Annotated in this window: 7 protein-coding genes and 1 rRNA gene; all 8 read left to right on the forward strand. The window is 68.0% G+C overall.

Annotated features, from left to right (window positions below; genetic code table 11):
- Nucleotides 1-1,034 (forward strand): argininosuccinate lyase (gene argH / locus VGN50_RS08905; RefSeq protein ID WP_327444395.1); only part of this gene is annotated, 1,034 nt, incomplete at its 5' end.
- Nucleotides 1,035-1,161: 127 nt separating this feature from the next.
- Nucleotides 1,162-1,446, forward strand: coding sequence for a hypothetical protein (locus VGN50_RS08910; protein ID WP_327444396.1), 285 nt, complete (start codon nucleotides 1,162-1,164; stop codon nucleotides 1,444-1,446).
- A complete protein-coding gene (locus VGN50_RS08915; protein ID WP_327444398.1) occupies nucleotides 1,412-2,254 on the forward strand; it encodes a hypothetical protein in 843 nt (280 codons plus the stop codon). Before VGN50_RS08910 ends, VGN50_RS08915 begins: the two co-directional genes overlap by 35 nt.
- A gap of 10 nt (nucleotides 2,255-2,264) precedes the next feature.
- A complete protein-coding gene (locus VGN50_RS08920; protein ID WP_327444400.1) occupies nucleotides 2,265-4,175 on the forward strand; it encodes a fumarate reductase/succinate dehydrogenase flavoprotein subunit in 1,911 nt (636 codons plus the stop codon).
- Nucleotides 4,176-4,181: 6 nt separating this feature from the next.
- Nucleotides 4,182-4,934, forward strand: coding sequence for a succinate dehydrogenase/fumarate reductase iron-sulfur subunit (locus tag VGN50_RS08925; protein WP_327444401.1), 753 nt, complete (start codon nucleotides 4,182-4,184; stop codon nucleotides 4,932-4,934).
- Nucleotides 4,898-5,560, forward strand: a complete 663-nt coding sequence (locus tag VGN50_RS08930) for a DNA-3-methyladenine glycosylase (protein WP_327444402.1) — start codon at nucleotides 4,898-4,900, stop codon at nucleotides 5,558-5,560. Before VGN50_RS08925 ends, VGN50_RS08930 begins: the two co-directional genes overlap by 37 nt.
- A 62-nt stretch (nucleotides 5,561-5,622) precedes the next feature.
- Nucleotides 5,623-6,894, forward strand: a complete 1,272-nt coding sequence (tyrS, locus tag VGN50_RS08935) for a tyrosine--tRNA ligase (protein ID WP_327444403.1) — start codon at nucleotides 5,623-5,625, stop codon at nucleotides 6,892-6,894.
- A 652-nt stretch (nucleotides 6,895-7,546) separates the two neighbouring features.
- Nucleotides 7,547-7,682 (forward strand): 16S ribosomal RNA (locus tag VGN50_RS08940); the annotation flags it as partial.

Below are 7,682 nucleotides of genomic sequence, written 5' to 3' on the forward strand. Positions count from 1 at the left end.
ATCTCGGCCGCGACATCTGTGCCGTGCAACAGGTGCTCCTCGACCGCGCCGTCGAAGCGGGCGACACCTACCTGCCCGGGTACACCCACCTCCAACGGGCCCAGCCCGTCCTGCTCGCCCATCACCTGCTCGCCCACGCATGGGCGCTGTCGCGTGACGTGGACCGCCTCATGACCACCTACCGGCGTCTCGACGTCTCCCCGCTCGGCGCCGGCGCCCTCGCCGGGTCGTCGCTGCCGCTCGATCCTGACGGCGTCGCCGCCGACCTCGGGTTCAACGACCGGTTCGAGAACTCGCTGGACGTGGTGAGCGACCGCGACTTCGTCGCCGAGATCCTGTTCGACGTGGCCCTCCTCGGCGTGCATCTCTCCCGCATCGGCGAGGAAGTGGTCCTGTGGTCCACTGAGGAGTTCGGGTTCCTGAAGCTCCACGATGCCTGGGCCACCGGCTCCTCGATGCTGCCGCAGAAGAAGAACCCCGACGTGGCCGAGCTGGCTCGTGGCAAGGCCGGGCGACTGGTCGGTGACCTCGCGGGGCTGCTGACGACTCTCAAGGCGCTCCCGCTGGCTTACAACCGGGATCTCCAGGAGGACAAGGAGCCGGTCTTCGACGCGGTCGACACTCTCGAGGTCCTGCTGCCGGCCTTCAGCGGCATGGTGGCGACGATGGTGTTCGACACGGAGCGGCTCGCCTCGCTCGCGCCACAGGGGTTCTCACTGGCGACCGACATCGCCGAGTGGCTCGTCCGGCAGGGGGTGCCGTTCCGCGTCGCCCACGAGGTGGCGGGCGCGTGCGTGCGGGAGTGCGAGGGGCGCGGTATCGAGCTGTGGGACCTCAGCGACGCTGACCTCGCCGGGATCTCCCAGCACCTCACGCCTGGGGTCCGCGAGGTCCTCAGCGTCGAGGGTTCGCTGGCTTCCCGGGACGCCAAGGGAGGGACCGCCCCGGCCCGCGTTGCCGAGCAGCTCGAGCGCGTCACGGCGGTCGCCGAGACCGGGCGCGCATGGGCGATGCGAGCCGTGCAGGTCCGCTGACCGGAGCACCCCGCCCTCGCGGCATGTCGAACTTCCGTGGCCGGTCGCGAGATTTACCGCGGACGAGGCGCTAGGTTCGGCGTGTGGGTCACTGGCGACCCGCACGTCTCGCGACAAGGACGGTGTCATGGGTGTCAAAGACGACCTCACGGCGGCTGCGGGCCACGTGGCCGGGCTGCGCCGGGCAGTGACCGCCTTGCGGGCCGATCTCGGCAACACCATCGACGTCCAGCGCCTGCGCGACGACGTGGTGCGTCTGGCGGACGACGTCGACCTGGTGGCGCGGGCCGCCGGCGTCGGCTCGCAGGACCGCGCAGGCGGTCCGGGCGAGATCGTGTTCATCCCCGACGAGGACTACGACCCGTCCATGTGGTCCGATGCCGACGACGAGCTCGGTCCGCACGGTGGCTGACGTCGACCTCAGCAGGGGAGTGTCGGCGCCCGGGCGCGCGAGCATCGGCGCTCGCACGCTCCGAGGAGACCGGTGGTGGCTACAGCCCCTGGTGACGTTCGTCTGCTTCACCGCCTGGCTGCTCTACGGGCTCATCCGGGCGAGCACCCAGAAGGATTACTTCGTCGCCGACTACGGCTATCTCACGCCGTTCGCGTCCCCGTGCCTGTCGACGTCCTGCGTCCCCGGCTCGTCCCATTTCGGGACGCCCTTCGGCCAGTGGCCGCCACTGGTCCCGTTCGCAGTGCTGACTCTGCCGTTCCTGCTGCTGTTCCGCCTGACCTGCTACTACTACCGCAAGGCCTACTACCGCTCGTTCTGGCTGAGCCCGCCCGCCTGTGCGGTCGCCGAACCGCACCGGGCCTACTCGGGCGAGACGCGCTTCCCGCTGGTGGTACAGAACCTGCACCGCTACTTCTTCTACGCCGCGGTCATCGTCTCGCTCATCAACACCTACGACGTGCTCCACGCCTTCCGCGGCAAGGACGGTGGCTTCGGTCTCGGGCTGGGCACGCTGATCCTGCTCGCCAACGTCGTCCTGCTCTGGTGCTACACGTTGGGCTGCCACTCGTGCCGCAACATCGTCGGCGGTCGCCTCAACCACTTCAGCAGGCATCCGCTGCGCTACAAGGCCTGGGGCTGGGTGGGCCGGCTCAACGCCCACCACATGCAGTTCGCCTGGATCACCCTGGGCAGCCTCGTCGTCACCGACGCCTACATCGCGCTCGTCAGCGCGGGCGTGCTGTCCGACCTGCGATTCGTCAACTAGAGGAGCACGAGTGACCGACCTCGAGAGGCATGCCTATGACGTCATCGTCATCGGCGCCGGCGGTGCAGGGCTGCGTGCGGCCATCGAGGCCCGCGAACGCGGTCTGCGTACGGCGATCATCTGCAAGAGCCTCTTCGGCAAGGCGCACACCGTCATGGCCGAGGGGGGCATCGCCGCCTCGATGGGCAACGCCAACGAGCGCGACAGCTGGCAGGTGCACTTCCGGGACACCATGCGCGGCGGCAAGTTCCTCAACAACCCCCGCATGGCGGAGCTGCACGCCAAGGAGGCCCCGCAGCGGGTGTGGGAGCTCGAGACGTACGGGGCGCTGTTCGACCGCACGCCCGACGGCCGGATCAGCCAGCGCAACTTCGGGGGCCACGAGTACCCCAGGCTCGCGCACGTCGGCGACCGCACGGGCTTGGAGCTGATCCGCACGCTCCAGCAGAAGATCGTCAGCCTGCAGCAGCAGGACCACCGCGAGTCGGGCGACTACGAGAGCCACCTTCGGGTCTTCGCCGAGCTCACCATCACCGACATCGTCAAAGAGCGGTCGGGACCGGGGTCGGGCGCTGTCGCAGGCGCGTTCGGCTACTGGCGGGAGTCAGGCCGGTTCGTGCTCTTCGAGGCGCCGGCCGTCATCCTCGCGACCGGGGGCATCGGCAAGTCCTTCAAGGTGACCAGTAACTCGTGGGAGTACACGGGCGACGGCCACGCCCTGGCGCTGAGAGCGGGCGCGAGCCTGGTCAACATGGAGTTCGTCCAGTTCCACCCGACGGGCATGGTGTGGCCCCCGTCGGTCAAGGGCATCCTCGTGACCGAGTCGGTGCGCGGTGACGGCGGCGTCCTGCGCAACTCCGAGGGCAAGCGGTTCATGTTCGACTACGTCCCGGACGTCTTCCGCGGCCAGTACGCCGACTCCGAGGAGGAGGCCGACCGCTGGTACGAGGACCCGGACACCAACAAGCGCCCCCCGGAGCTGCTGCCTCGGGACGAGGTTGCCCGGGCCATCAACAACGAGGTCAAGGAGGGCCGGGGGTCGCCTCACGGCGGCGTCTTCCTCGACGTGTCCACGCGCCTGCCGGCGGAGGAGATCACCCGTCGCCTGCCTTCGATGCATCACCAGTTCAAGGAGCTCGCCGACGTCGACATCACCGCCGAGCCGATGGAGGTCGGGCCCACCTGCCACTACGTCATGGGTGGTGTCGAGGTCGATGCCGACACTGCGGCCACCAGCGTGCCGGGGCTCTATGCCGCGGGCGAGGTAGCCGGCGGGATGCACGGCTCGAACCGCCTGGGTGGCAACAGCCTGTCCGACCTGCTCGTGTTCGGCCGGCGCGCGGGGGCGGGTGCCGCGGAATACATTGCGGCTCTTGGGGACTCGCGTCCTTCGATCGCCGACGCCGACGTCGAGGAGGCCGCCGCCACGGCCCTCGCTCCCTTCCGTGACGCGGCCGAGAACCCCTACACGCTGCACCAGGAGCTTCAACAGAAGATGAACGACCTCGTCGGCATCATCCGCCGAGAGGGCGAGGTCCGTGAGGCGCTCAGCGTGCTCGACGACCTCGACGAACGTGCGAAATCCGTTGGCGTAGAAGGGCATCGGCAGTTCAATCCAGGCTGGCACCTCGCTCTCGACCTGCGCAACATGCTCGCTGTATGCCGGTGCGTCGCCCTCGCGGCCTTGGAGCGGACCGAGTCGCGTGGCGGCCACACGCGCGAGGACTTCCCCTCGATGGACCCGCAGTGGCGCGGCGTGAACCTCATCTGCTCCCTCGGCGGCGACGGCGCAGTCCAGCTGAGGCACCAGCCCGTTCCCGAGATCCGGCAGGACCTGCTCGAGCTGTTCGAGCGCTCCGAGCTGTCCAAGTACCTCACCGAGGACGAGCTGACCCGGCTCGGCCCGAACGCAGGGGAGTGAGTGGCCATGAGCTACGACGCCACGTTCAAGGTCTGGCGGGGGGACGCCGAGGGCGGTGACCTCCAGGACTTCACCGTCGAGGTCAACGAGGGCGAGGTGGTGCTCGACATCATCCACCGGCTCCAGGCCACCCAGGCACCCGACCTGGCCGTGCGGTGGAACTGCAAGGCCGGCAAGTGCGGCTCGTGCAGTGCGGAGGTCAACGGCCGTCCAAGGCTGCTGTGCATGACCCGGATGAGCACGTTCACGGAGACCGAGACGATCACGGTGACGCCGCTGCGGGCCTTCCCCGTCCTGCGAGACCTCGTCACGGACGTGTCGTTCAACTACCAGAAGGCTCGGGAGGTGCAGGCGTTCGCGCCCCCGCCGGACCTGGCTCCCGGGGACTACCGGATGCAGCAGGTCGACGTGGAGCGCAGCCAGGAGTTCCGCAAGTGCATCGAGTGCTTCCTCTGCCAGGACGTGTGCCACGTGGTGCGCGACCACGAGGACAACAAGCAGGCCTTCGCGGGTCCGCGCTTCCTCATGCGGGTGGCCGAGCTCGACATGCACCCGCTGGACACCGCCGACCGCCGTCCTGCGGCACGCGAGGAGCACGGCCTCGGCTACTGCAACATCACCAAGTGCTGCACCGAGGTCTGCCCCGAGCACATCAAGATCACCGACAACGCGCTGATCCCCCTCAAGGAGCGCGTGGTCGACCGTCACTACGATCCCGTCGTGTGGCTCGCGAACACGATCCGACGGCGCAAGGGCTGACCGGCCCGCGCCTGGGCCGCGACTTCTTCGCGGAGGACGTCCTCGACGTCGCGCCCGCACTGCTCGGCTGCACGGTCACGCACGCGGGCGTGACCGTGCGCCTGACCGAGGTCGAGGCGTACGCGGGCCTTGCCGATCCAGGCTCGCACGCGTTCCGTGGCCCGACGCCGCGCACCGAGGTGATGTTCGGTCCCGCGGGTCATCTCTACGTCTACTTCACCTACGGGATGCACTGGTGCGCCAACGTCGTCTGCGGGTCCGACGGCGAAGCCAGCGCGGTCCTGCTGCGGGCGGGTGAGGTCGTCGGGGGAGAGGACCTCGCCGCGCAGCGGCGAGCCGGCATCCCCCGTCGTGATTGGACGCGTGGCCCCGCGCGGCTGGCTACGACGCTGGCGCTGCGCGGTGACCAGAGTGGCCTCGACGCCTGTATGCCGCAGGGGCCCTTGGCCTTCCATGCCCCCGTTGAACGGGTGCCGGCCCGGCGTATCCGCACGGGTCCTCGGGTCGGTGTCGCAGGCGCTGGTGGCGACGCGGCGGCATACCCCTGGCGCTTCTGGGTCGACGGCGAGCCTTCGGTGTCGGTGTACCGACCTGCAAAACCCCGTGCCCGCCGCAGCGACACATAGGGCAGGCTTGCACCGTCGCCGGGAGCCCGGCATACCCGCGAGCGCGAAGGAGCACGACCACCGTGACGAACATCCTCGACGAGCTGAAGTGGCGAGGGCTGGTGGCGCAGACCACCGACGAGTCCGCTCTGCGCCAGGCACTCGCCGACGGGCCGATCACGGCGTACTGCGGGTTCGACCCCACGGCGCCCTCGCTGCACTTCGGGAACCTCGTGCAGCTCGTGGTGATGAGGCATCTCCAGCGCGCGGGCCATCGGATCATCTGTCTGGTCGGTGGTTCCACCGGCCTGATCGGAGACCCTCGTCCGAGCGCCGAGAGAGTCCTGAAGAGCAAGGAGCAGACCGCCGACTGGGTGGCCCGCATCCAGGAGCAGGTGCGCCCCTTCCTCGACTTCGAGGGGGACAACGCCGCGGTGATGGTGAACAACCTGGACTGGACGGCCCCGCTGTCGGCGCTCGATTTCCTGCGCGACATCGGCAAGCACTTCAGGGTGAACCAGATGATCCGCAAGGACGCCGTGGCGGCCCGACTGAGCTCCGAGGAGGGGATCTCCTACACCGAGTTCAGCTACCAGATCCTGCAGGGGCTGGACTACCTGCAGCTCTACCGCGACTACGGCTGCACACTGCAGACCGGTGGGCAGGACCAGTGGGGCAACCTCACGGCAGGCTCGGACCTGATCCACCGCGTGGAGGGGGCGTCGGTACATCTGCTGACCACGCCCCTGATCACCGACTCCTCGGGCGTCAAGTTCGGCAAGAGCGAGGGCAACGCCGTCTGGCTGTCGGCCGACATGACCAGCCCCTACGCCTTCTACCAGTACTGGATCAACGTCGAGGACGCCTCCGTCGTCATGCTCCTCAAGGTCTTCACCGACCGCACGCCGGAGCAGATCGCCGATCTCGAGATGTCCCTCAAGGAGAAGCCGTTCCTGCGCGAGGCGCAGAAGGCGCTGGCCGCCGACGTGACCACGCTGGTGCACGGAGCGGAGGCGACGGACGCCGTCCAGGCGGCTTCCGAGGCGCTGTTCGGCAGGGGGGACGTGACTCAGCTGGACGCGCGCACGCTGGCCGACGCCACGGCGGAGCTGCCGGGTGGGCCGGTCACCGAGGGGATGTCCGTGACGGATGCGCTCGTGGCGGTGGGGTTGGTCGAGTCACGCAACGCTGCCCGCCGGGTGATCGGCGACGGCGGAGCGTCGCTCAACAACGTCCGCCTGACCGAGCCCGAGCAGCAGCTGGTCGAGTCGGACTTCCTGCACGGCGACGTGGCGCTCTTTCGCCGTGGCCGGCGGTCGCTGGCTGCGGGCCGACGAGGGCCCGCAAGCCGCTGACCTGCGGATTTGTCTTTTGCCGCGACCGCCGTCTACTGTTCTCGACGTCAGCCCGACAGGGAGGAACGGACACCACCGCAAGAACGTCAGTTCTCGCGAAGTAGGCCGGTCCCGGGGCAGACCCCACATCAGAAGCACTGGGAGACCAGCGCGCTTCGGAGCGCCCGACAGGGTGGTCTGAAGCCGGCCGAGAGGCTGCTAGAGTGGGAGCCCCGCAGAACAGCAGCTGAGCGATCAGCCGCTCTGAGCGCCGGAAACGGACGGTCAGCAGCGAGTCGAGAGACTGCTAGAGTGGGACACCTCGCGGAGAGCCAAGCGCGCTCAATCCACCGCTTCCAGCAGGAAGCGCAAGGATTTGACGCCCAAGAGCGAAGCGAGTAACTTTGAAGGGTTGCCCCGGGCGCCGGTCGAAAGGCCTGCCGATGGTGCGCGTCCGAACCTTGAGAACTCAACAGCGTGTCAAAAATCGATGCCAATTACCTCGTCTCGAGGTGAGAGCAGAGGCGACCACTAGGTCGGCGACGCGATCACATCGAACGAAAATCCTTTGGTTGACAACGAATTTCTAGCAATTGCTAGTTGTTCTTGCTCAGTCAGTGAAACAACCCTTCAAGGGTAACGGTTTCGCAGTCTTCGGACTGCGAGCTAAACATCAATGGAGAGTTTGATCCTGGCTCAGGACGAACGCTGGCGGCGTGCTTAACACATGCAAGTCGAACGGTGACGATTGGAGCTTGCTCCGATCTGATCAGTGGCGAACGGGTGAGTAACACGTGAGTAACCTGCCC

The organism is Pedococcus sp. (assembly GCF_036000045.1).
Classification (GTDB): domain Bacteria; phylum Actinomycetota; class Actinomycetes; order Actinomycetales; family Dermatophilaceae; genus Pedococcus.

Coding starts and splice junctions, on each gene's coding strand:
- VGN50_RS08910 (WP_327444396.1), top strand. CDS start 1,162: ATGGGTGTCAAAGACGACCTCACGGCGGCTGCGGGCCACGTGGCCGGG.
- VGN50_RS08915 (WP_327444398.1), top strand. CDS start 1,412: ATGCCGACGACGAGCTCGGTCCGCACGGTGGCTGACGTCGACCTCAGC.
- VGN50_RS08925 (WP_327444401.1), top strand. CDS start 4,182: ATGAGCTACGACGCCACGTTCAAGGTCTGGCGGGGGGACGCCGAGGGC.